Annotated in this window: 17 protein-coding genes, 2 tRNA genes and 3 rRNA genes; 19 read left to right on the top strand and 3 right to left on the bottom strand. The window is 39.5% G+C overall.

All coding sequences use genetic code 11. From position 1 onward, the window contains the following. Positions 1-4 precede the first annotated feature (4 nt). Positions 5-1,150, top strand: coding sequence for a glycerate kinase family protein (locus tag AC4BB7_RS10430; RefSeq protein WP_490482967.1), 1,146 nt, complete (start codon positions 5-7; stop codon positions 1,148-1,150). Positions 1,151-1,177: 27 nt separating this feature from the next. Beyond that, entirely contained in the window at positions 1,178-1,540 is a 363-nt protein-coding gene (locus AC4BB7_RS10425) for a cupin domain-containing protein (protein ID WP_086313440.1), read from the top strand. A 64-nt stretch (positions 1,541-1,604) separates the two neighbouring features. On the opposite strand, the gene AC4BB7_RS10420 is transcribed toward AC4BB7_RS10425, so the two are convergent. Beyond that, on the bottom strand, positions 1,605-2,204 hold the full coding sequence (locus AC4BB7_RS10420; protein WP_490482966.1) for an FUSC family protein: 600 nt from the start codon (positions 2,202-2,204) through the stop codon (positions 1,605-1,607). Positions 2,205-2,320: 116 nt separating this feature from the next. On the opposite strand from AC4BB7_RS10420, the gene AC4BB7_RS10415 reads away from it, so the two are divergent. Further along, positions 2,321-3,280 (top strand): aromatic acid exporter family protein, encoded by a 960-nt coding sequence (locus tag AC4BB7_RS10415; RefSeq protein WP_490482965.1) that lies wholly within the window; start codon positions 2,321-2,323, stop codon positions 3,278-3,280. 219 nt (positions 3,281-3,499) lie between these two features. After that, positions 3,500-4,003: an HD domain-containing protein gene (locus AC4BB7_RS10410; protein WP_086313437.1), complete on the top strand. Its 504-nt coding sequence runs from the start codon at positions 3,500-3,502 to the stop codon at positions 4,001-4,003. A gap of 67 nt (positions 4,004-4,070) precedes the next feature. Here the strand turns inward: AC4BB7_RS10410 and AC4BB7_RS10405 are convergent, their stop codons facing one another. Further along, positions 4,071-5,426: an MATE family efflux transporter gene (locus AC4BB7_RS10405; protein WP_490482964.1), complete on the bottom strand. Its 1,356-nt coding sequence runs from the start codon at positions 5,424-5,426 to the stop codon at positions 4,071-4,073. A gap of 313 nt (positions 5,427-5,739) precedes the next feature. Between AC4BB7_RS10405 and AC4BB7_RS10400 the strand changes: the two genes are divergently transcribed. From AC4BB7_RS10400 to recQ, 5 genes are all read left to right on the top strand, one after another. After that, positions 5,740-7,008 (top strand): voltage-gated chloride channel family protein, encoded by a 1,269-nt coding sequence (locus AC4BB7_RS10400; protein WP_490482963.1) that lies wholly within the window; start codon positions 5,740-5,742, stop codon positions 7,006-7,008. A gap of 59 nt (positions 7,009-7,067) precedes the next feature. Then, positions 7,068-7,346 (top strand): UPF0223 family protein, encoded by a 279-nt coding sequence (locus tag AC4BB7_RS10395; protein WP_490482962.1) that lies wholly within the window; start codon positions 7,068-7,070, stop codon positions 7,344-7,346. Between the two features lies 1 nt (position 7,347). Next, positions 7,348-8,115 carry an inositol monophosphatase family protein gene (locus tag AC4BB7_RS10390; protein ID WP_490482961.1) on the top strand — a complete coding sequence of 256 codons (768 nt, stop codon included), beginning with the start codon at positions 7,348-7,350 and terminating at the stop codon, positions 8,113-8,115. A 250-nt stretch (positions 8,116-8,365) separates the two neighbouring features. After that, entirely contained in the window at positions 8,366-10,201 is a 1,836-nt protein-coding gene (gene typA / locus AC4BB7_RS10385; protein ID WP_086313432.1) for a translational GTPase TypA, read from the top strand. A 267-nt stretch (positions 10,202-10,468) separates the two neighbouring features. Further along, on the top strand, positions 10,469-12,256 hold the full coding sequence (gene recQ / locus AC4BB7_RS10380; protein ID WP_490482960.1) for a DNA helicase RecQ: 1,788 nt from the start codon (positions 10,469-10,471) through the stop codon (positions 12,254-12,256). A 66-nt stretch (positions 12,257-12,322) separates the two neighbouring features. On the opposite strand, the gene AC4BB7_RS10375 is transcribed toward recQ, so the two are convergent. Then, the gene (locus tag AC4BB7_RS10375) at positions 12,323-13,102 is read right to left on the bottom strand and encodes an ABC transporter ATP-binding protein (protein WP_490482959.1); all 780 of its coding nucleotides are present in this window, start codon (positions 13,100-13,102) and stop codon (positions 12,323-12,325) included. Between the two features lie 158 nt (positions 13,103-13,260). Between AC4BB7_RS10375 and AC4BB7_RS10370 the strand changes: the two genes are divergently transcribed. From AC4BB7_RS10370 to AC4BB7_RS10325, 10 genes are all read left to right on the top strand, one after another. Beyond that, positions 13,261-13,827: a YceD family protein gene (locus AC4BB7_RS10370; RefSeq protein ID WP_490482958.1), complete on the top strand. Its 567-nt coding sequence runs from the start codon at positions 13,261-13,263 to the stop codon at positions 13,825-13,827. A 59-nt stretch (positions 13,828-13,886) separates the two neighbouring features. After that, positions 13,887-14,066, top strand: coding sequence for a 50S ribosomal protein L32 (gene rpmF / locus AC4BB7_RS10365; protein WP_010763436.1), 180 nt, complete (start codon positions 13,887-13,889; stop codon positions 14,064-14,066). A 245-nt stretch (positions 14,067-14,311) separates the two neighbouring features. Then, complete coding sequence (gene gnd, locus AC4BB7_RS10360; protein ID WP_086313428.1) at positions 14,312-15,733, top strand: NADP-dependent phosphogluconate dehydrogenase; 1,422 nt, start codon at positions 14,312-14,314, stop codon at positions 15,731-15,733. A 149-nt stretch (positions 15,734-15,882) separates the two neighbouring features. Continuing rightward, entirely contained in the window at positions 15,883-16,569 is a 687-nt protein-coding gene (locus tag AC4BB7_RS10355; RefSeq protein ID WP_010765234.1) for a response regulator transcription factor, read from the top strand. Between the two features lie 11 nt (positions 16,570-16,580). After that, positions 16,581-18,083 (top strand): HAMP domain-containing sensor histidine kinase, encoded by a 1,503-nt coding sequence (locus tag AC4BB7_RS10350; RefSeq protein WP_490482957.1) that lies wholly within the window; start codon positions 16,581-16,583, stop codon positions 18,081-18,083. Between the two features lie 624 nt (positions 18,084-18,707). Then, positions 18,708-20,268: ribosomal RNA gene (locus AC4BB7_RS10345) — 16S ribosomal RNA — on the top strand. An 83-nt stretch (positions 20,269-20,351) separates the two neighbouring features. Continuing rightward, positions 20,352-20,424: transfer RNA gene (locus AC4BB7_RS10340), tRNA-Ala, on the top strand. A 187-nt stretch (positions 20,425-20,611) separates the two neighbouring features. After that, positions 20,612-23,523: ribosomal RNA gene (locus AC4BB7_RS10335) — 23S ribosomal RNA — on the top strand. A 96-nt stretch (positions 23,524-23,619) separates the two neighbouring features. Then, positions 23,620-23,735, top strand: a 5S ribosomal RNA gene (gene rrf, locus AC4BB7_RS10330). The 16S, 23S and 5S rRNA genes sit together here with 2 tRNA genes alongside, the layout of an rRNA operon. Positions 23,736-23,742: 7 nt before the next feature. Further along, positions 23,743-23,816: transfer RNA gene (locus AC4BB7_RS10325), tRNA-Asn, on the top strand. Positions 23,817-23,854: the final 38 nt, after the last annotated feature.

Genomic DNA, 23,854 nt, shown 5'->3' with positions numbered 1-23,854 from the left:
TCGTTTGAAAATACTAGTAGCGATGGATTCGTTTAAAGGCAGTGCAACATCAGTTGAAGTTGGGGAAGCCGCTAAAAAAGGAATCAAAGAATCTTTTAACATGGACGAAGCGGTTGAGGTAAATGTATTTCCAATCGCAGATGGGGGAGAAGGAACCATCGAAGCTTTATTTTACAACGAACCTGACTTTATTTATTCTGAAACCGTTCAAGGACCTTTACTAGGTCAAGAAGTAAATGCAAAATACGGTATTGATCATGAAACTGTCATTTTAGAAGTAGCTGAAACATCAGGGATCCTGTTAGTTGAAAAAGATGAACTTGATCCTTGGTGTGCCACTTCATTTGGCTTAGGTCAATTGATGAAGAGAAGGATCAAGGCAGGGTATCGTAAATTTATTGTTTGTCTGGGGGGAAGTGCAACCAACGATGGTGGTATCGGACTTCTAAATGCTTTAGGATACAACTTTCTAGATGCTAAGGGACGATCCCTTGGGCATTTGCTGAAAGATATGAAGCACTTAAGCAAAATCGATGATTCCTCAGTTTTACATGAACTAGCACAATGCTCGATACGAATAGCAAGTGATGTAGAAAATCCACTATATGGAGAAAATGGCGCAACGTTGATTTTTGGCAAGCAAAAAGGGGTAACCAAAGAAGATGAAAATGAAATCGACACTATACTTAAAAACTTTGCTTACTTAACCAATCAATTGACGAAAACGATCTATCAACACACAAAAGGTGCTGGGGCTGCAGGTGGTCTAGGTTTTGCACTGTTGTCTTACTTTGATAGCGAAATCGTTTCAGGGTTTGCTGAAATAGCAAGAATCATCGATATAGAGAATCAGATCGAACAACATGATTTAGTTATAACAGGAGAAGGTATGCTGGATGCTCAATCCATGATGGGAAAAGTACCAGTGGCAATTGCGTCTATGGCAAAAAAATACAATAAGCCAGTCATTGCACTATCAGGGGGCGTTTCAAAAGATGCAGCAATGTGTAATAGTAAAGGAATCGATGCTTTTTTCCCAACCATTAGGAAAATCGCCTCTGAAAGAGAAGTCCTTGACCGTGACAATACACTTGAAGCAATCAGAGAAACCGCTCAACAATTATTTCGATTAGTACAGTTATTTAGTTGATTTTAAACAGAAAGGATTAGATGTAGGATGTCAAAAACAAGAATGGACGAACGATTAATTAAGTTAGATGCAGTATGCAATTTTTGTAATCATGAAGGCAAGAAAACAATTTTTTATGAAACAGAAAAGACTGCTGGTGCAGTATGGTGCTTGAAGCCGGGACAAAGTGTAGTTAATCATTCGCATACTACATCAGATGATCTTTGGTTTGTTACAAAAGGAACCGGAACATTCTTTCCAGGGGAAGGGGAAGAGGTTCAGATTTCTAAAGGTGACATCATCGTATCTTTACCAGGTGAACAACATGGAATGAAAAACACTGGGGATGAAGATTTTGTCTTTATTGGTTTAGCGGGTCCGCAACCAATGGACCTAATTGTACATGAGTAACTAAAATACGGCTTGAGTTTTGAGGACAACACAAAGTGTTATCGCCTAAACTTAAGCCGTATCTCTATTTCTTAGCGTTATCAGATTCCTGTTTTTTCAAGTTGATTTTTTGTTTAAGTTCTTCTAATTCTTTTTCTTTTTTGGCTAAATCTGCCAGATCTTCTTCGATTTCATGTTCTTCTTCTACTGGTTTTGGCCGTATGAAGAAATTTAAACCGATTCCGATAAATGTCCCGATAAATGTATCAATCACTCTGGATAATGCAAAATAAAACGATTCACCCTGAGGAATACTTAATGAAATCAATAACAACGTCGCAATTGCAGAAATAATCCCTGAATTATTGTTCATACCATCAGAAATCACAATCACTACAATCACTAAAAAAGGCAATAAAAATAGTTCAACTAAAAAATCATTAGAGAATAAATCTTTCACTAAAAAGTAGACGATCGCCAACCCTCCACCTAAAGTATTACCAAGGATTCTCGATTTTCCAAAAGTAAGGCTAGTGGTTAAATCTTGTCGTAATGAAAAAACTGCTGCTAGAGCCGCAATCATCGGTGCTCCACGATCGAATACTTTAAACAAAATAATACAGAGCATAACAGCTAGAGCTGTTTTCAATGTACGCATACCTAAACGAAAAGGACCGACTTCCATGAGCTTTCTCTCCTATAATCAACATTTAATCAGTTTTCTATTTAATGATAACCGAAATAGAGGTAAAATTACTAGTAATAAAACAAAAGATTAATTATTTTGTGAGGAGCAGTCAAATGAAAATTGGATTACGAACAATCAAGACCGCAGTGAGTGCGACCTTGTCAATGATCGTTGCAGGGAGTTTAGGGTTATTATATCCAGCATCAGCGGGGATTATTTCTGTATTGAGTGTGACAAACACAAAGAAAACCTCTTTATTAACGGGATTTTACCGTTTACTTTCTTTAGCGCTAGCTACTGCTATTGCCTATTTATGTTTTTCTATTCTAGGGTTCAATGCTCTTGCCTTCGGGGTTTACTTGCTTTTATTTATTCCAGCGGCAGTATATTGCAAACTTTCAGATGGGATTGTAGTGAGTTCAGTCTTAGTGACGCAATATTTAGTCGAACAAGATTTATCTTGGTCGATCATTGGAAATGAGTTTTTATTAATGACGATAGGGGTTGGGTTTGCCTTACTCATGAACTTGTATATGCCGGATACAGAAAAACGCTTAAAAGAAGATCAAGAAGTTATTGAAACGATGTTTCGTAAAATATTGAATAATATGGCAGCGTATCTAAATCAGCACGGAAAAGAAAGAAATTTGTTTGAAAAATGTAACGACTTAAAACAGTTCATCCGAACTGGTGAAAATTGGGCGAAGAACCATGCTGAGAATCAATTGATTTCTTCAAATCATTACTATATCGAATATTTTACGATGCGTCGTCTACAAAGTAATAGCTTGAAAGAGATGCTGAAAATATTGGAAAACATCACAGTTGAACCAGAACAAGTAGGCAACATTCAAGAACTTTTGCAATATACCGCTGAAACGTTTGCTGAAAATAATGATGGACAAGATATCTTGGATAGAATTGCTTTAGTGTATGAAGCATACAGGAACAAAGAATTACCGAAAACTAGAAAAGAGTTTGAAAACCGCGCCCAACTTTTTCAATTTTTACGAGTCTTTCAATCCTTTATAGAGATCAAAGCTGAATTTGCGAAAAACCAGAATGAAAAATAGGGATAAGAATGGTAAAAGCCTGATGATATAAAATTCTTTTTTTAAGAAGTATCTATATAGTTATAAAGTAAATATTAAAGTTTAGTTACGGAATTCAAAAATCCTAGCATTTGTAAAATCAAGGTGCTATACTTTCATCAAGTTAAAAAAAGACTATTTCTTAAATTAAGTAAGAAAAGATAAAAATTATAAGTCTCTAAAAAGGTGGAACCAGAATTAATGACTGAAAAATGGCGTGAAGATCAGGAATATATGTCTTATGTGGAAGATTTATTGGAAACGGAAGAAGTACAACGTTTAGGCAATTACACGCAGCATGTTCACTCGACTCGTTTAGATCATTCAATCAGCGTTTCTTATTATAGTTATAAACTAGCTAAAAAATGGAATGGTGATGCTAGAGCGACAGCTCGTGCTGGGCTTTTACATGATTTGTTTTACTATGATTGGCGTACGACGAAGTTCGATGAAGGATCTCATGCATATATGCATCCAAGAATTGCAGTTAAAAATGCTGAAAAGTTAACCGAACTTTCAGATTTAGAACGTGATATCATCATCAAACATATGTGGGGTGCTACAATTGCTCCACCGAAGTATAAAGAGAGTTATATCGTTACTATGGTTGACAAATATTGCGCAGTCAAAGAAGCATCTGAGCCGATGACGAACTCAGTAAAAGCAAAATGGCGCCAATTTTTCCCAAGAAAACAATCTATTTAATAAAAAAAGTCGACTGATTTTCATTTTGAGAATCAGTCGACTTTTCTATTTTGATCAAGTGCATAAATTAATGTGTATCCATTAATTGTTCATGCTCTAATTTTTTTAAACGTTTGATTGCCTTGAAATAAGACGCTAGCAACACAACGACAGAGCCTGCCCAAGCCAATGGAGAGGCTAAAGCAGCACCGACAAAGCCGAGTGATGCAGTTAAGATAATGGCAGCGAAAGAACGCATGATCAGTTCCATAATTCCTGCTATAGTCGGAATCACACTTTGTCCAAGTCCTTGTAACGTATAACGGATAATAAACAAGATTGCTAACAACCAATACATACTGCCGTTGATATTAAAGTAAATCTGAGAAAGGTTGAGTACTTCTGTTTCTTTCCCGCTGATAAAAAGGGTCACTAGATTTTGACCATAGAATAGAACAATTCCGCCAGCCAAAAGACTAAAGCCAATACTCATTACAAGGCATTGATTGACGCCTTGTAAAATTCGTTTGTATTTTTTCGCACCATAATTTTGAGCGGCAAATGTCGCCATGGCGATACCAAATGACATCATTGGTTGAGTCGCAAACTGTTCAATTTTTCCTGCAGCTGCTTGAGCCGCCACAACGTCTGTTCCTAAACTATTTAACGCAGCTTGCAAGATAATAGCACCGATTGCAATTATAGATGATTGAAACGCCATAGGCAATGCAATAGCTAAATGTGCCCGAAACTCACGTTTATCGATGACAAAATCCTTTTTACGCAATTGAAGATTAGGGATTTTCCACCGAATATAGACCACACATAAAAGACTGGAGATAACTTGAGCTGTAACAGTTGCAATACCAGCTCCCGCAACGCCCATGTGGAAATTAAGTATCAAAGTCAAGTCTAGCCCAACATTGATAACACTAGCAATTATTAAAAATAACAGAGGGGTTCGACTATCTCCTAAAGCTCTAATCACATTCGATAATAAATTGAAGGCCATTGCTGCAAAGATTCCGATAAATATAATAGAAATAAACGTTTGAGCATCCTCTATGATTTCTGGTGGAGTTTGCATTAATTGCAGCATAGGACGAACAAAAAACAGACTCAACGCAGTCAAAATAACTGTTACGATGGTGCTGATGATAATTCCGATAGCAAAGCTTTTTTTCACACCCCGATAATCTTGTGCGCCAAAACGTTGCGATGTTAAGATGGACAGCCCAGCTGTCAACCCTTGAGCAAAACCAATAATCAAAAAAGTAATACTTCCGGTTGAACCAACCGCGGCTAAAGCATCTTTACCTAAGGTTTGTCCAACGATGATCATATCAGCCATATTATAGAATTGTTGGAAAATATTGCCGATCAATAGCGGGATCGTAAAGAAAAAGATTAGTTTTGCAGGATTGCCATGTGTTAATTCTTTCAATGAAAACATCCTTTCATTATGTGAGAATAATCGGTTGGGAGATTCTCTTTACAGTTTTAATTAAATAAACGATCAAGTTAAAGGGACAAAGAGAGTAGAGGAATTGAAAATTTCCTGCTTATAGTACCACATTAACAAGCATTTGCAAGTGCTTTTTAGTGTGAGGCTATTTTTATTTTGATTAAATTGATCAGTGACAAGAAATCACTTATTTATTTCTCGTTTCTTTGGATAAAAATTGCTATAATTGAACAGCGCAGATTTAAGAAGTGGTATCATAGAGTAGTTGATGTATTGATAAGGAGATGTCCAAATGAAAAGTGAATTAAATATGCCGATAAAAATTAGCCTGTATATGGTCAAATGGTTGACGATCAGTTTATTGATTGGTTTGATAATGGGAGCACTGTCGGCTTTTTTTTTGAAAAGTTTAGACGTAGTGACTCAAATTAGATTGGACAATCCTTGGCTACTATTTTTTTTACCAATAAGTGGTGCCATTTTTGCTTTTCTCTATAAAAGATATGGTGATAATGCGGTTCGAGGAAATAATCTTGTGATTGATCAAGCAAATGGTGAAAAAGAAAACATTCCGTTACGTCTTATTCCTCTTACTTTGTTTGGGACTATTACAACGCATTTATTCGGTGGCTCAGTTGGCAGAGAAGGGACTGCTGTTCAGATGGGAGGGACAGTAGCAAATGCAGTGGGGCGTCTTTTTCGACTAGATAAGGTTGAACGCGAAATTGTTATTATTAGTGGCATCAGCGCGGGGTTTAGTTCTGTTTTTGGAACGCCTCTGGCAGGTACGATTTTCGGGTTAGAAGTCCTGGTAATTGGACGTTTGCGATCTGATGGACTTTTCCCTAGTTTTTTTGCTGCATTTTTTGCCAATTTTGTTACTGAATCATTTGGTATAACACATACACACTATGGTATGGGGTCAATACCCGATTGGTCATTGATATTGTTTATTAAAATAGTGATTGCAGGTGTGTGTTTTGGTTTAGTCGGTTGGCTGTTTAGTCGTTCAGTCGTGTGGATCAAAAAAATGTACGCTAACTGGTTTGAAAATGTTGTGATACGAAACTTTGTTGGGGGAACGGTGGTAGTAGTTGCTGTTTTTATGTTGCAAACGCAACGTTATTTAGGACTAAGTTTACCTTTACTCAAAGAGGCGTTTAGTGGAGAGAATCACTGGTTTGATTTTCTTGGAAAACTTTTTTTCACGGCATTGTCATTAGGTGCAGGCTACCAAGGTGGTGAGGTGACACCATTATTTGAAATTGGTGCGACATTAGGTAGTAGCTTAGCACTGATCCTTCATTTATCCATTCCATTTTTAGCTGGATTAGGATTTATTGGTGTTTTTTCAGGAGCAACAAACACGCCAATTGCTTGTTTCATCATGGGAATCGAACTATTTGGAAGTGAGGCTGCATTATTTTTCTTTATGATTTGTTTGATCAGCTATATGTGTTCAGGAAATACAGGGATATATTCAGCTCAAAAAGTAGAAATAGAAAAAGGTGTTTTATTTTTACCGATTTTGACCAACTGGCAAAATAATAAGAAGAACTAACTAACAGACTATAGAAAATTTTTCTTAGCCTGTGATAAACTAAAAGATGAGGTGAAGACATGAAAGATTATCAATATCCTTTAGATCTGGACTGGACAACAGATGAGATGGTGATTGTGACCAATCTTTGGTCAGCGGTAGAACAAGCAAATGAAACAGGAATCGACACCAAAGCTTTTTTAAGTACGTATAAAGAATTTAAAACGGTAGTTAAAAGTATTGGGGAAGAAAAACGTTTAGGAAATGAATTTCAAAAAGCGTCTGGTTATTCTTTATACCGAACACTCCAACAAGCAAAGAAACAAGAGTCAGGTAAATTGAAACTAGGAGCTGATTAAAATGACAACGGAAAAAATGATCATTGAAATCAAAAAATGGTTGATGGAAGCCGCAGGATACATTCGCGTGAGCTTGACCAATGAACTGACGGTTTCTCAAAAGTCGGGCAGAACGGACTTAGTTACAAACATCGATGAAGAAACACAATCATTCTTTATTAAAAAAATAAACCAATATTATCCTAATGATCGCATTTTAGCTGAAGAAAAAGGGTATGATACAATTGATTCTCTAACTGGTCGTGTCTGGATCATCGACCCAATTGATGGTACGATGAATTTTGTGATGGAACAGGAAAACTTTTGTATTATGATTGCTGTTTTTGAAGAAGGCATTGGACAATTAGGTTTCATTTACGATGTAATGAAAGATGAGTTGTACTGGGGTGGGAAGAACCGCGGAGTATTTCTGAATGAGCAAAAGCTAGTACAACCAAGTGATGTTTCTTTATCAAAAGGCTTATTGGGGATGAATGCTTATATGTATGGGAAAAATATTCATTCAGCTGGAGAAATTGGCCATGCGAGCATGGGAATCAGAGTCAGTGGATGTGCTGGAGTGGAACTGATCGCAATGCTTAAAGGGAATCATATCGGCTACATTTCAAATCTTAGCCCTTGGGATTATGCGGCTGGATTGGTCTTGTTGGATGAGTTTGGATTTAAGTACTCTAATATAGAAGGAAATCCATTAACATTTACTAAGCGTGAATATTTTTTAGCTGCAACGCCTACAGCTTACGCAGAAATTCTGGAAAACTTTATTTAAAAATAGAAACATAGCTTCTGATATACACGAAAGAAAAACGAACTGTTTGATAAAAAAGTAGGACAATCTTGATAGAAAACATTGCTTTTTTTCAGTAAATATGTTATTTTTTCAAAAAAAGGCAATAAAACATGAAGTTTTCATAACTTTTGAAAGCTTTAGACTATATTTCATGAAAAAAATTTGGTATAATAAACAGTCGGATTTAATGAACAAGTGACGTAAGGCAAAAGGATAAGGAGCAATTACATTGAAATACAGAGAAGATATTAGAAACGTGGCCATCATCGCCCACGTCGATCATGGTAAAACAACATTAGTAGATGAACTTTTAAAACAATCAGATACTTTAGATGGACACACGCAATTACAAGAACGTGCGATGGATTCAAATGCGATTGAAAGCGAACGTGGAATCACGATTTTAGCTAAAAATACGGCAGTTGATTACAAAGGCACTCGTATCAACATTTTAGACACTCCTGGACACGCGGACTTCGGTGGTGAAGTAGAACGTATCATGAAAATGGTAGACGGCGTAGTTTTAGTTGTCGATGCATACGAGGGAACAATGCCTCAAACTCGTTTCGTATTGAAAAAAGCATTGGAACAAAAAGTAACACCTATCGTTGTTGTAAATAAAATTGATAAACCTTCAGCACGTCCTGAGCACGTTGTTGACGAAGTCTTAGAATTATTTATCGAATTAGGCGCGGATGATGATCAATTGGACTTCCCAGTTATTTATGCATCTGCTTTAAATGGAACTTCAAGTGATTCTGATAAACCTGAAGATCAAGAGCCAACAATGGCACCGATTTTTGACCAAATCATTGAACACGTACCAGCGCCAGTTGATAACTCAGATGAACCATTACAATTCCAAGTATCATTATTAGACTATAATGATTACGTAGGACGTATTGGGATTGGTCGTGTGTTCCGTGGAACAATGAAAGTCGGAGATCAAGTTGCTTTGATGAAATTAGATGGCAGCGTGAAAAACTTCCGTGTTACTAAAATATTTGGTTTCTTTGGCTTACAACGTGTTGAGATCAATGAAGCAAAAGCAGGCGATTTGATTGCCGTTTCTGGGATGGAAGACATCTTCGTTGGTGAAACAGTTGCTGACGTGGCGCATCAAGAAGCTTTACCGATTTTACACATTGATGAACCAACATTGCAAATGACATTCTTAGTAAACAACTCTCCATTTGCTGGTCGTGAAGGTAAATATGTCACTTCTCGTAAAATCGAAGAACGCTTAATGTCAGAATTACAAACAGATGTGTCGTTACGTGTAGAACCAATCGGTCCTGACTCTTGGACAGTATCTGGTCGTGGTGAATTGCATTTATCAATCTTGATTGAAAATATGCGTCGTGAAGGATACGAATTACAAGTTTCTCGTCCAGAAGTTATTGAGCGTGAAATTGAAGGCGTAAAATGCGAACCGTTTGAGCGTGTTCAAATCGATACTCCTGAAGAATATATGGGTAGTGTTATTGAATCATTAAGCCTACGTAAAGGTGAAATGCAAGATATGATCCACACTGGTAACGGTCAAATTCGTTTGATTTTCTTAGCACCAGCTCGTGGTTTGATCGGTTATACAACTGAATTCTTGTCAATGACTCGTGGATACGGTATTATGCACCATACCTTTGATCAATATCTACCAATGATTCAAGGAACAATTGGCGGACGTCATCAAGGTGCTTTGGTTTCGATCGATACTGGTAAAGCAACTACTTACAGTATTATGAGTATTGAAGAACGTGGAACAGTCTTTGTAGAACCTACGACTGATGTTTATGAAGGTATGATCATCGGTGAAAACAACCGTGATAATGACTTAACTGTAAACATCACAAGAGCAAAACAAATGACCAACGTTCGTTCTGCCAATAAAGACCAAACGTCAGTTATCAAAAAAGCAAAAATCCTTACATTAGAAGAATCACTAGAATTCTTGAATGAAGATGAATATTGTGAAGTAACACCTGAAAGCATTCGTTTGAGAAAACAAATTCTTAATAAAAACGAACGTGAAAAAGCAAGTAAAAAGAAAAAAGTAGCTGAATAATCTGGTTTGGCTCTTCATCTAAGCTAGCAGATGAGACAAGACTTTAAAAAGTCTTGTCTCTTTTTTTGTGGATAACTTTTAATGGATAAGGGGAAAAATGCGTATCTTAATATAGAAACCTTGATAAATAAAGGTTTTGAATTTTAACGAACGTGGCAATATGTTTCACATGGGGAATATTGTTTCACGGCGGAGTGAATCCTCCCTTGAATTGCACTATAACGCATGCTAAAATAACAACCAGACGCAAAGAACGGAGAGAATTTCATGATTGATAGCAAAGGTTTACTAAAAGAAAAATTTGGATATGATGAATTTCGTCAAGGGCAAGAAGATATCATCAATCATGTTTTGCATAAAGAAAATGTTTTAGGAATTATGCCGACTGGTGGCGGGAAGTCAATTTGTTATCAATTACCTGCTCTGATGTTGGAAAATTTAACGCTAGTGATATCGCCATTGATCTCTTTAATGAAGGATCAAGTTGATGCGCTAAATATGATGGGAATTCCAGCGACATTCATCAATAGTACAATTTCGCAACAAGAAATGAATAAACGTGTCCAAATGGCAGTTAATCGTGAAGTAAAGCTTTTGTATGTAGCGCCTGAACGTTTAGAATCGTTTGATTTTCAGCAATTGTTATTACATGTTCCAATTGATTTGTTGGCAGTGGATGAAGCGCATTGTATTTCGCAATGGGGACATGATTTTCGTCCAAGCTATCTGCGCTTAGCGGAGATTATTGAACAGTTCCAACAGCAGCCAACAGTGATTGCCTTAACTGCTACAGCAACACCTCAAGTAGCAGAAGATATCCTTAAACAATTACATATTCCCAAAGAAAATCAAGTGCAAACGGGGTTTGCCCGAGAGAATCTATCATTCCAAGTTGTAAAAGATCAAAACCGCGATGTTTTTCTGCTAGAATACTTGAAATTGAATCAAGGCCAATCTGGTATAGTTTATGCTAGTACTAGAAAAGAAGTGGAACGAATTTATCATTTACTTCAAAGTAAAAAGATAGCAGTAGGAATGTATCATGGTGGAATGAATGAGAAGGAACGTAATCATAATCAAGAAGAGTTTTTATTCGATAAATTGCAAGTTATGGTGGCAACGAATGCGTTTGGTATGGGAATCAATAAAAGTAATGTCCGCTTTGTTATTCATGCGCAGATACCAGGTAATATTGAATCTTATTACCAAGAAGCAGGTCGGGCTGGTCGAGATGGTCTGCCAAGTGACGCAGTCTTATTGTATGCGCCACAAGATTTACAAATCCAGCAATTTTTTATTGATCAATCAGAAATGACGATTGATTATAAACAAAAAGAATACATGAAATTAAGAGAGATGTCCCAATATGCTAATGCTCAGATGTGTCTGCAAAAATTTATTTTACGCTATTTTGGAGAAAAAGGTCATGATTGTGGGCGCTGCTCTAATTGTTTAGACGAGCGGGAATTAGTGGATATTACTGTTGATGTTCAAAAAGTGCTGTCGTGTGTAAAACGAATGGGCGAAAAATTTGGTAAAGGTTTAGTCGGAAAAGTATTGACTGGTTCAAAAGACCAAAAAATCGATCAATGGCATTTTAATCGCTTACCTACTTATGGATTAATGAAAGATCGAACGCAGAAAGAAGTCAATCAATTGATTGACTATCTGACAGCTGAAAGATATTTAAATCCATCTGATGGGCAATATCCGTTGCTATCCGTTTCACCAACTGGAGTTCAGGTGCTTTTAGGGGAACAGACGGTATTTAGAAAAGAAGATCAGCGTGTTCGGAAAGTTGTGGTCAATGATGGACTGTTTGAAACATTAAGAGAGTTACGGATGGATTTGGCGCAGGAAGCAGGTGTGCCGCCATATTTGATTTTTTCAGATAGCACTTTGAAAGAAATGTGTGAAAAACTACCTAAAAATTCGATTCAGTTACTACAAGTAAAAGGTGTAGGGCAAAATAAACTAGATAAATACGGAGAAAAATTCCTAACAGCAATTGAAACGTTCAAACAAACAGAAGTAAAAGGCGACAGTATCCAGTAAGTCTTAGTACTGACGAACAAAAAAAGTTAGAGCCTCGCTCTAACTTTTTTGTTTGACTAGCTCCTTTTATATAGGATAAACAGCAAAGCGTTGTTCTTTCAACGGAATGATTTGGATTGGTTCAGCATAAAAGTCTGCGAATATTTCTTCGTTAAATAGTTCTGCTTGTGTTCCCTTGGCAAAGATTTCTCCATCTTTTAGCAGCATCAAATGATTAAAACATGGCAGAATTTCTTCAGTATGATGGGTGACATAAAGCAAGGTTGGATGATTTTTTTGCTCAGCGATCTGTTGGATTTGAGATAAGAGCTTTTCTCTAGCAAATAAATCCAAACCATTACAAGGTTCATCTAAAATCAATAATTCCGGATCAGTCATTAAAGCTCTGGAAATCAAGACAAGTTGACGTTCTCCTTGAGATAATACTTCATACTTTTTACCGAGGAGCGACTCACCGCCAGCATTTCTTAAAATGTTTTTGGCTTGCTCTAATTCTTTTTCGGTATAGTTCTGATAAATGCCAATACTAGCAAATTTACCTGAAAGAACAATCTTTTCGGCGGTCTCGTGATTTTTCATTCGATACTGCAAAGCAGTACTAACCCAACCAATCCGGCGCTGTAACTCTGGTATTGAAGCATGACCAAATACTTGGTCCAACACTTCTAAACGCCCCTTAGACGGCCATAAGTAGCCGCAAATCAGTTGTAAAAGAAGTGTTTTGCCTGCACCATTCAATCCAAGAATAGCCCAGTTTTCAGAAGTGTCAACAGACCAGTTCACGTTATTTAACAATGTCTTTTTATCCCGAATAAAAGAGACGTTTTTAAACTCAAAAGCTTTCATACTAGCTCCTCCTTTGTCTTATTTTACCATTAAAAATCAAGAATAGAATAGGGGAGCTTGAAAAAAGATGAAAGAAGAAAACACTGTCAAGAAAATTTCATTGACAAAGCTTTCAAACCCTTGTATAATTGCTTTTGTTGCGTTATGAGGTGATGAATATGAAATGGTCTTTACTAGAACTAAATAAATACAAAGACAAACCATGTGATTTTTCAGAGACACTAGATTTAAAAGCGTCTTTGATGAAAAGAGACAATCTAATTCTAGATGTTAGTCCTGTTAAAGCAACCGGGATATTAACAGTAGGAAAAGAAGAGTATCTGCTTCACTATAGAATTGATGTTATTGTAACAGTTCCATCTTCACGTTCTTTAACACCTGTTCCTCTTACTTTCGCAATTGATGTGGATGAAGTCTTTATGACTCCTGAACAATATCAGCAAAGAGATGAACGTTTGGCAGATGAAGAAATTATTTTGTTGGAAAAACCAACAATTGATTTAGATGAATCCGTCGAAGATAACATTCTTTTGTCTATTCCAATTCAAGTGTTGTCAGAAGAAGAACAAACAAGTCAAGATATGCCAAAAGGCAATGACTGGGAAGTTCTATTAGAAGAAGCGTACGAACAGAAAAGACAAGTTGAAGCACAACAAACAATGGATCCTCGTCTTGCTAAATTATCCGAATTATTCAATGAAACAACTGAAGATGACGATAACTAGTAAGATTGGAATATACCGTGCATTTTATGCACACATCTTTACAAGGAGGTGGAACACCAATGGCAGTACCAGCTAGAAGAACTTCAAAAGCTAAAAAGGGCAAACGCCGTACTCATTACAAATTAACTATCAAAGGTTTGAATGCATGTTCAAACTGTGGTGAAATGAGAAAAAGCCATCACGTATGTCCAGCATGTGGTCATTACGATGGAAAAGACGTAATCTCTAAAGAAGCATAAAACATTTTTTAGAAAATGTTAAAATCCCCTAGGCTAACCATGGAGCCTAGGGGATTTATTTTAATTTAGTGAGAAGTATTTTGATTGACATTTCTCTGTAATTGTCCAAATTATAAAAAATAAACTAGAATAAATGGAATTATTCGAACTATTTTGTTTTCATATCAAGCATTCTACGTTATAATGATGTAGATTATAAGAAAGTTCTAATGAAGTTCTTTTCTAAGATAGTGGGAGGATACAAGATGACAAAACAACAATTTGGCGTAGTCGGAATGGCCGTAATGGGGAAAAATTTAGCCCTAAATATCGAGAGTAGAGGATATTCAGTTGCTCTATTTAATCGTACAGGTTCAAAAACAACGGATGTCGTTGAAGAACATCCAAATAAAAATTTTAAAGCGACTTATACAATTGAAGAGTTTGTAGACTCTATTGAGAAACCTCGCCGTATTATGTTGATGGTTCAAGCTGGTTTTGCAACAGATGCGACGATTCAAGAATTATTGCCTCATTTAGATAAAGGGGATATTTTGATCGACGGCGGGAATACATTCTTTAAAGATACAATTCGTAGAAATGAAGAATTAGCTAATTCAGGAATCAATTTTATCGGAACGGGTGTTTCAGGCGGTGAAGAAGGTGCGCTTAAAGGACCTTCAATCATGCCGGGTGGTCAAAAAGAAGCGTATGAATTAGTAGCGCCAATTTTAGAAAAAATTTCAGCGAAAGCTGAAGATGGTGAACCTTGCGTTACTTACATTGGTCCAAATGGTGCGGGGCATTATGTTAAAATGGTACACAATGGAATCGAATACGGTGATATGCAGCTGATTGCTGAGTCTTATGACTTAATGAAAAATATCCTTGGTGTTTCCGTTGATGAGATGGCTGAGATTTTCAATGAATGGAACCAAGGCGAATTAGATAGTTACCTTGTAGAAATCACAGCAGATATTTTAACACGCAAAGATGATGAAGGAACTGGCAAACCAATCGTTGACGTGATTATGGATGCAGCTGGTAATAAAGGAACTGGTAAATGGACAAGTCAAAGTGCATTAGATTTAGGTGTCCCATTACCACTGATTACAGAATCTGTATTTGCTCGTTTCATATCTGCATATAAAGAGGAACGTGTAAAAGCAAGTAAAGTACTGGCAAAACCTGAAGCTCCTGCTTATCAAGGCGATAAAAAGGAATTGATCGAAAAAATTCGTGAAGCTCTTTATTTTAGTAAAATCATGAGTTACGCGCAAGGTTTTGCGCAATTACGTGTTGCATCTGAAGATTACGAATGGGATTTACCGTTCGGTCAGATCGCTAAAATCTGGCGCGCAGGTTGTATCATCCGTGCTCAATTTTTACAAAAAATCACAGATGCATACGATAAAAATCCGACAATCGAAAACTTATTATTAGATGAGTACTTTATTGATATTACGAAAAAATATCAACAGTCTGTTCGTGATGTGGTATCGATCGCTGTTCAAGCCGGTGTACCAGTTCCAACATTCGCTTCAGCGATTGCTTATTATGACTCTTATCGTTCAGAGCGTTTGCCAGCAAACTTGATTCAAGCTCAAAGAGATTATTTTGGTGCTCATACGTATCAACGTACTGATAAAGAAGGCACTTACCACTATAGTTGGTATAACGAAGAATAATAAGTTGGAAAACCATGGGATCCAAAGATTTCTCATGGTTTTCTGTCTGTTATTAAGGAGAAAACAGGTTGTTACTAGCTTTTTGAGTTAAAAGTGGGTATAATAGGTAGGCTTTAAGATAGCTTTTAAAGAGAAAGGACAAATAACCAATGAGTAATATTCTAATTATTGAAGATGAAAAGAACTTAGCGCGTTTTGTAGAGTTGGAGCTGAAACATGAGGGTTACACGACAGAGGTTCACTACAATGGACGTACTGGTTTAGAAGCGGCTTTAAATAATGATTGGGATGCTATCCTTTTAGATTTGATGTTGCCTGAATTGAATGGACTTGAAGTTTGTCGCCGTGTACGCCAAGTGAAAAACACACCAATTATTATGATGACTGCGCGTGATTCTGTGATTGATCGTGTCTCTGGCTTAGATCATGGAGCAGACGACTACATTGTTAAACCATTTGCTATTGAAGAATTATTAGCGCGTTTACGCGCATTGCTTCGCCGAATCGATATCGAAGGTGACAAAAATGTAGCGAAGCAAACAACGATCACATATCGTGATTTAACAATCGAAAAAGAAAACCGCGTTGTGCGCCGCAATTCAGAGATGATCGAATTGACAAAACGCGAATATGAATTACTTCTAACTTTAATGGAAAATGTAAATGTTGTCCTAGCCCGTGATGTACTATTAAATAAAGTCTGGGGTTACGAAACAGAAGTCGAAACAAACGTTGTCGATGTCTATATCCGTTATCTACGTAATAAAATTGATGTTCCAGGCGAGGAGAGTTACATTCAAACTGTTCGTGGAACAGGTTATGTGATGCGCTCGTGAAATCAATAAAAATGAAAAAAGCAACAAAAAAAGAACTGAAGGGGCCTTCTTTGACAATCAAGTGGGCTTCTGCAAGTTCTTTCTTCATATTTGTTGTATTCACTATATTCGCTGTGATTACTTATAAATCATCCGTTAATTTGATTGTTGAAAAAGAACGTGAAAATGTAGAAAGAACGGTCGCTGAAGTAGGCAACCGATTAGCTAATGCAGCAGAAAATTTGACGATCTCAGATGTTTATGAAAAATTAAAGACCCCAAGTGTTAATGAGAATGACCTGGACAGCAAAAAACTTTCTGTAGAAGGATCATTGATGGAAATGGATAGCATGATTTCTGAATTAGGGCAACCTGCCTTATTCCTTTCGGTCTATGATACGAAAGGAACACTGATATTTGAAACACAGAAAGTGCAAAATCAGTTGCTAAAAAAAGAAAAACAATCTGCTGAGATTAAAACAATGGGGGATAAGACGGGTTTTTTGATGATTCAGCCTGTTCGTTCAAAAGATAATAGAGAGATCGTCGGGTATATCCAAGCATTTTATGAGTTATCTTCTTTTTACGATATTAGAAATCGTTTATTGTTGACATTGTTTGTACTAGAAATAATCTCATTGATTTTAAGCAGTATTCTAGGTTTTATCCTATCATCATACTTTTTAAAACCATTGAAAGTGTTAAGGGACACAATGGATACTATTAGAAGAGATCCTCAATCAGATATTCATATGCCAGATATCCATTCAAATGATGAGTTAGCTGATCTTGCAGAAATCTTTAATGAAATGTTAGATCGGATGAGGCGCTATATTGAACAACAAGAGCAGTTTGTAGAAGATGTATCTCATGAATTGCGTACACCAGTTGCAATTATTGAAGGTCATTTGAGTTTGCTGAATCGTTGGGGGAAAGAAGACCCAGAAGTTTTGGATGAATCTTTAGAAGCCAGTTTGCAAGAAATAGTTCGTATGAAGAGCTTAGTTCAAGAAATGTTGGACCTATCCCGGGCGGAACAAGTAGACGTTCAGTATTCAAACCACACATCAAATGCGAAGCAAGTAGTGTACCAAGTGTTCAATAACTTTAAAATACTATATCCAGATTTTGTTATCACTTTAGATGATGACTTATTGCACGAAGTAACTTTAGGTATTTATCGTAATCATTTTGAACAACTGCTGATTATCATTTTAGATAATGCGGTGAAATATTCAACAACACGGAAAGAAGTCCATATTTCTATTTCGAAAACGTTGAATGAGTTTGAAATTGCTATTCAAGATTTTGGTGAAGGGATACCAGAAGAAGACTTGGAGAAAATATTCAATCGCTTTTATCGCGTTGACAAAGCGCGCGCTCGTAATAAAGGTGGGAATGGCCTAGGGCTGTCGATCGCCAAGCAACTAGTAGAGAACTACAAAGGAAGAATAGATGCCGAAAGTGTTGTCCATCAAGGCACGATATTCCGAATTTATATTCCGATAGTAGATAAAGGTGAAATAGTAGAGTAGGAGCAGGTAAGCTCCTGCTTTTTTCTTTAAGCGAATAATCTAACTGTTATGATTTGCAACATAGCGGAAAAAGCGAATGCTTAGATGAAGTTGAAGAGATTTGTTCGCTAAAGAAAAAAAGAATAAAAAATAGGCATTTTCTAGTTGCTTTTTGCGATAAGACTTGTTATATTTATACATGTTCTTGTGATTGCACTTTATAAATATAAGAGAGAAAAAAATGTTTTTTTTCCTCTTGACGAGTGAGATACAATCATGATAGAATAACAAAGTTGTTGAAATAAAACAGCTAAAGAAACTTGAAAATTCAGGAATAAAGTTGTTGACAAATAACAAACAACCTGATAAACTAATGAAGTTGTCGCGAAACATTCGATAACATCAAGCAGAAAAAACTTTGAAACTTTTTTTAAAAAAAAGTGTTGACATCAAATCGAAGATTTGATATGATGTAAAAGTTGCTGCGAGGTAACACAGTAGACCTTTGAAAACTGAACAAAGTAAGACGAACCAAATGTGTAGGTTGTTTTTACAACGGTAAAAACAAACAACAATTTTTAACAAAGCGAAGCAATATGCTAGCAAACAAATGAGCTTAACAATCTTCGGATTGTGTTCAACTTTTATTATGAGAGTTTGATCCTGGCTCAGGACGAACGCTGGCGGCGTGCCTAATACATGCAAGTCGAACGCTTCTTTTCTACCGAGTGCTTGCACTCATTTGAAAAGAGGAGTGGCGGACGGGTGAGTAACACGTGGGTAACCTACCCATCAGAGGGGGATAACACTTGGAAACAGGTGCTAATACCGCATAACAGTCGACACCACATGGTGTTGATTTGAAAGACGCTTTCGGGTGTCACTGATGGATGGACCCGCGGTGCATTAGCTAGTTGGTGAGGTAACGGCTCACCAAGGCCATGATGCATAGCCGACCTGAGAGGGTGATCGGCCACACTGGGACTGAGACACGGCCCAGACTCCTACGGGAGGCAGCAGTAGGGAATCTTCGGCAATGGACGAAAGTCTGACCGAGCAACGCCGCGTGAGTGAAGAAGGTTTTCGGATCGTAAAACTCTGTTGTTAGAGAAGAACAAGTAGGAGAGTAACTGCTCTTACCTTGACGGTATCTAACCAGAAAGCCACGGCTAACTACGTGCCAGCAGCCGCGGTAATACGTAGGTGGCAAGCGTTGTCCGGATTTATTGGGCGTAAAGCGAGCGCAGGCGGTTTCTTAAGTCTGATGTGAAAGCCCCCGGCTCAACCGGGGAGGGTCATTGGAAACTGGGAGACTTGAGTGCAGAAGAGGAGAGTGGAATTCCATGTGTAGCGGTGAAATGCGTAGATATATGGAGGAACACCAGTGGCGAAGGCGACTCTCTGGTCTGTAACTGACGCTGAGGCTCGAAAGCGTGGGGAGCAAACAGGATTAGATACCCTGGTAGTCCACGCCGTAAACGATGAGTGCTAAGTGTTGGAGGGTTTCCGCCCTTCAGTGCTGCAGCTAACGCATTAAGCACTCCGCCTGGGGAGTACGACCGCAAGGTTGAAACTCAAAGGAATTGACGGGGGCCCGCACAAGCGGTGGAGCATGTGGTTTAATTCGAAGCAACGCGAAGAACCTTACCAGGTCTTGACATCCTTTGACCACTCTAGAGATAGAGCTTTCCCTTCGGGGACAAAGTGACAGGTGGTGCATGGTTGTCGTCAGCTCGTGTCGTGAGATGTTGGGTTAAGTCCCGCAACGAGCGCAACCCTTATTGTTAGTTGCCATCATTCAGTTGGGCACTCTAGCGAGACTGCCGGTGACAAACCGGAGGAAGGTGGGGATGACGTCAAATCATCATGCCCCTTATGACCTGGGCTACACACGTGCTACAATGGGAAGTACAACGAGTCGCTAGGCCGCGAGGTCATGCAAATCTCTTAAAGCTTCTCTCAGTTCGGATTGTAGGCTGCAACTCGCCTACATGAAGCCGGAATCGCTAGTAATCGCGGATCAGCACGCCGCGGTGAATACGTTCCCGGGCCTTGTACACACCGCCCGTCACACCACGAAAGTTTGTAACACCCGAAGTCGGTGAGGTAACCCTTGTGGAGCCAGCCGCCTAAGGTGGGATAGATGATTGGGGTGAAGTCGTAACAAGGTAGCCGTATCGGAAGGTGCGGCTGGATCACCTCCTTTCTAAGGAATATTACGGAAACTTACACATTCGTCGACACTTTGTTCAGTTTTGAGAGGTTTACTCTCAAATTAATAAGTACCACGGGGCCTTAGCTCAGCTGGGAGAGCGCCTGCTTTGCACGCAGGAGGTCAGCGGTTCGATCCCGCTAGGCTCCATTAGTAACCAATGGGTTACTAGAATTGTTCATTGAAAACTGGATATTGAAGTAAAAAAGTAATCAAAACAAACCGAGAACACCGCGTTGAATGAGTTTTTTAATTAAAATAGTTCGAATGCTTATTTTATTGGTGACGCCTCTATCGCTAGAGAAACGAACCAAACAAACTGACCGTAAGGTCATAAGGTTAAGTGAATAAGGGCGCACGGTGGATGCCTTGGCATTAGGAGCCGATGAAGGACGGGACTAACACCGATATGCTTTGGGGAGCTGTAAGTGAGCTATGATCCAGAGATTTCCGAATGGGGAAACCCAACATCTTTTATAGGATGTTACTTGCCAGTGAATACATAGCTGGTTAGAGGTAGACGCAGAGAACTGAAACATCTTAGTACCTGCAGGAAGAGAAAGAAAATTCGATTCCCTGAGTAGCGGCGAGCGAAACGGGAAGAGCCCAAACCAACAAGCTTGCTTGTTGGGGTTGTAGGACTCCGTTGTGGTAGTCTGTCAAGATAGTCGAAGAATCTGGAAAGGTTCGCCAAAGTGGGTAATAGCCCCGTAGACGAAATGTTGGCAACACCTAGGAGGATCCTGAGTACGGCGGAACACGAGAAATTCCGTCGGAATCCGCGGGGACCATCCCGCAAGGCTAAATACTCCCTAATGACCGATAGTGAACCAGTACCGTGAGGGAAAGGTGAAAAGCACCCCGGAAGGGGAGTGAAATAGATCCTGAAACCGTGTGCCTACAACAAGTCAAAGCCCGTTAATGGGTAATGGCGTGCCTTTTGTAGAATGAACCGGCGAGTTACGATTGCATGCGAGGTTAAGGTGAAGAGCCGGAGCCGCAGCGAAAGCGAGTCTGAATAGGGCGAATGAGTATGTAGTCGTAGACCCGAAACCATGTGATCTACCCATGGCCAGGTTGAAGGTGTGGTAAAACGCACTGGAGGACCGAACCCACGTACGTTGAAAAGTGCGGGGATGAGCTGTGGGTAGCGGAGAAATTCCAAACGAACTTGGAGATAGCTGGTTCTCTCCGAAATAGCTTTAGGGCTAGCGTCGAAGTTAAGAATGATGGAGGTAGAGCACTGTTTGGACTAGGGGCCCATCTCGGGTTACCGAATTCAGATAAACTCCGAATGCCATTCATTCATATTCGGCAGTCAGACTGCGAGTGATAAGATCCGTAGTCGAAAGGGAAACAGCCCAGACCACCAGCTAAGGTCCCAAAATATATGTTAAGTGGAAAAGGATGTGGGGTTGCACAGACAACTAGGATGTTGGCTCAGAAGCAGCCACCATTTAAAGAGTGCGTAATAGCTCACTAGTCGAGTGACCCTGCGCCGAAAATGTACCGGGGCTAAACATATTACCGAAGCTGTGGATCACACCTCTGGTGTGATGGTAGGAGAGCGTTCTAAGGGCGTTGAAGGTCGATCGTGAGGACGGCTGGAGCGCTTAGAAGTGAGAATGCCGGTATGAGTAGCGAAAGACGGGTGAGAATCCCGTCCACCGTATGACTAAGGTTTCCTGGGGAAGGCTCGTCCGCCCAGGGTTAGTCGGGACCTAAGCCGAGGCCGATAGGCGTAGGCGATGGACAACAGGTTGATATTCCTGTACCAGTTGTTTTTGTTTGAGCAATGGAGGGACGCAGGAGGCTAAGGAATGCATGCGACTGGAAGTGCATGTCCAAGCAGTAAGTCTTGAGTAGAGTCAAATGCTTTACTCTATACGGACAAGCTGTGATGGGGAGGGAAATAATAGTACCGAAGTTCCTGATGTCACACTGTCAAGAAAAGCTTCTAGTGAGAAAACAACTGCCCGTACCGTAAACCGACACAGGTAGTCGAGGAGAGTATCCTAAGGTGAGCGAGCGAACTCTCGTTAAGGAACTCGGCAAAATGACCCCGTAACTTCGGGAGAAGGGGTGCTGACTTCGGTCAGCCGCAGTGAATAGGCCCAAGCGACTGTTTATCAAAAACACAGGTCTCTGCAAAATCGAAAGATGAAGTATAGGGGCTGACGCCTGCCCGGTGCTGGAAGGTTAAGAGGATGGGTTAGCTTCGGCGAAGCTCAGAATTGAAGCCCCAGTAAACGGCGGCCGTAACTATAACGGTCCTAAGGTAGCGAAATTCCTTGTCGGGTAAGTTCCGACCCGCACGAAAGGCGTAACGATTTGGGCACTGTCTCAACGAGAGACTCGGTGAAATTTTAGTACCTGTGAAGATGCAGGTTACCCGCGACAGGACGGAAAGACCCCATGGAGCTTTACTGTAGCTTGATATTGAGTGTTTGTACCACATGTACAGGATAGGTAGGAGCCGATGAACCCGGAACGCTAGTTTCGGTGGAGGCGCTGGTGGGATACTACCCTTGTGTTATGAACCCTCTAACCCGCACCACTTATCGTGGTGGGAGACAGTGTCAGGTGGGCAGTTTGACTGGGGCGGTCGCCTCCTAAAGAGTAACGGAGGCGCCCAAAGGTTCCCTCAGAATGGTTGGAAATCATTCGCAGAGTGTAAAGGCAGAAGGGAGCTTGACTGCGAGACTTACAAGTCGAGCAGGGACGAAAGTCGGGCTTAGTGATCCGGTGGTTCCGCATGGAAGGGCCATCGCTCAACGGATAAAAGCTACCCTGGGGATAACAGGCTTATCTCCCCCAAGAGTCCACATCGACGGGGAGGTTTGGCACCTCGATGTCGGCTCGTCGCATCCTGGGGCTGTAGTCGGTCCCAAGGGTTGGGCTGTTCGCCCATTAAAGCGGCACGCGAGCTGGGTTCAGAACGTCGTGAGACAGTTCGGTCCCTATCCGTCGCGGGCGTTGGAAATTTGAGAGGAGCTGTCCTTAGTACGAGAGGACCGGGATGGACTTACCGCTGGTGTACCAGTTGTTCTGCCAAGGGCATTGCTGGGTAGCTATGTAGGGAAGGGATAAACGCTGAAAGCATCTAAGTGTGAAGCCCACCTCAAGATGAGATTTCCCATTTCTTTAAGAAAGTAAGACCCCTGAGAGATGATCAGGTAGATAGGTTGGAAGTGGAAGTGCAGTGATGTACGGAGCGGACCAATACTAATCGGTCGAGGACTTAACCAAAGAAACGAAATAAAAAAGTTTTTTCGGAATGTTTGATTACTACTTCAATCCAGTTTTGAGTGAATAATCACTCAACTTAATAGCAACAACACCCAGTGTGGTGGCGATAGCGAGAAGGATACACCTGTTCCCATGCCGAACACAGAAGTTAAGCTTCTTAGCGCCGATTGTAGTGAAGGGTTTCCCTTTGTGAGAGTAGGACGTCGCCACGCTAATTATTCCGGCATAGCTCAGTTGGTAGTAGCGCATGACTGTTAATCATGATGTCGTAGGTTCGAGTCCTACTGCCGGAGTTCCTTAATATAGGATTTATGAGTAATATTTTGCTTCT

This window comes from Enterococcus sp. AAFC-DPL-5182 (genome assembly GCF_058216605.1).
The sequence above is the reverse complement of the archived record's forward strand: the minus strand, read 5'-3'. Positions and strand labels throughout refer to the sequence as shown.